The 1,532-nt window shown below is 43.5% G+C and carries 2 protein-coding genes; both read right to left on the bottom strand.

Translation table 11 applies throughout. The features are described 5' to 3' along the window. Nucleotides 1–319: 319 nt before the first annotated feature. On the bottom strand, nucleotides 320–421 hold the full coding sequence (cydX, locus tag AB4653_RS13655) for a cytochrome bd-I oxidase subunit CydX (RefSeq protein WP_004734907.1): 102 nt from the start codon (nucleotides 419–421) through the stop codon (nucleotides 320–322). A 10-nt stretch (nucleotides 422–431) separates the two neighbouring features. Beyond that, on the bottom strand, nucleotides 432–1,532 hold a 1,101-nt coding region (cydB, locus tag AB4653_RS13650; protein WP_372104437.1), incomplete at its 5' end, for a cytochrome d ubiquinol oxidase subunit II.

Genomic DNA, 1,532 nt, shown 5'->3' with positions numbered 1-1,532 from the left:
TGCATCTGACGGTTCAGACCGTCTCACTATAATACTCATCGCAACTCCTACTATTTTCATCGCTAAATATGAAACACATCCTTAATGTGCACCTAGCACATTATCAAATACTAAATATTTAACAATAGGTTAGATAAAATTGTTTTGATTAAATCTTATATAGAGTTGAGATTTAGGTGTACTTAAAAGAATGCAGCTCACTCGATTTAAGTCTTACCATCTTGTACCACGAAGGAAGAACCAAATCTTACGCTTTAGGAAGGCTCATAAAAAAGACCAGAGCATCATGCTTCTGGTCTTTTTATGAATCAAACGTCAATCAGAACTCAGTTTCTGAGTCACTTTTCTCTAGGCTGATGACATTCAAAACTGCAAATGCAGAGGCTAGGAATAAGCCTAATATCCAAACAAAATACCACATGAGAAACTCCTTAATACAGTGAATTGCCGTTGCGTTCGACATACTCGTTATCGAGTCGTCCAAACATGGTGCGATAACTAAAAGCGGTGTAACAAAGGATGATTGGCACCATCACAAATGCTACGCCTGTCATGATGTTCAAGGTCAGTTCGCTAGAGGTTGAATCCCAAAGGGTTAAGCTATGGCTTGGATTAACGCTAGACGGGATAATGAACGGGAACATCGAGAAACCCGCCGTTAAGATGATGCAAGCGTTAGTCAGGCTTGAACTAATAAAAGCAATCGCATCCCATTTCAACCTTGCGCCAATCAAAGCCAGCAATGGAATGGTCACGCTGCCGATCGGTGCAAACCACATCCAAGGGTACGTATCGAAGTTGGTTAACCAAGCGCCAGCTTGTGTAACGACTTCTTTGTTCAAAGGATTTGAAGCCGAGCTATGATCCATCGCACTGACTATCAGATACCCATCAATATGGTTTATCGCCATACAGCCAATCACCATAAGGAAAGCGACAAATACAGCACTCGCCTGCGTCACTGTTCTTGCCTTTTTGTATAGCGCATCGGTGGTTTTCATCATCAGCCAAGCACTGCCTTGCAACAACGCCATCAATAACCCAACAAAGCCACACAACAGAGCAAACGGATTAAGCAAATCAACAAACGATCCGTGGTACTCAACCATCAAGAAGCTATTGAGCGTAAAAGGTAAGCCTTGCATCAAATTGCCAAACGCCACCCCAAACAAGATAGGAGGGAAGAAGCCTGAGAACGAGATTGCTAAGTCACATACTTGTCGCCACTGAACGCTGTCGATCTTTGCTCGGTACTCAAGTGCAAGAGGACGCAGCCACAATGAGATAAGAGCCAAGTACATCGCAACATATAAGCTTGAAAACGATGTCGCATACACTAACGGCCAAGCCGCAAACAAAGCGCCACCTGCGGTAATTAACCACACCTGGTTGCCGTCCCAATGGGGTGCAATGGAGTTAATCATCACTCGTCTTTCAGAGTTGGTTTTACCGATAAACGGTAACAACGCTCCTACTCCCATATCAAAGCCATCGGTGATCATAAAACCAATCAGCAACACACCGATTAGCAC

Source organism: Vibrio sp. 10N.222.48.A3, from assembly GCF_041475345.1.
GTDB classification, from domain to species: domain Bacteria; phylum Pseudomonadota; class Gammaproteobacteria; order Enterobacterales; family Vibrionaceae; genus Vibrio; species Vibrio tasmaniensis_A.
Note: the sequence above shows the minus strand (reverse complement) of the source record. Positions and strands in the feature narration are given on the sequence as shown.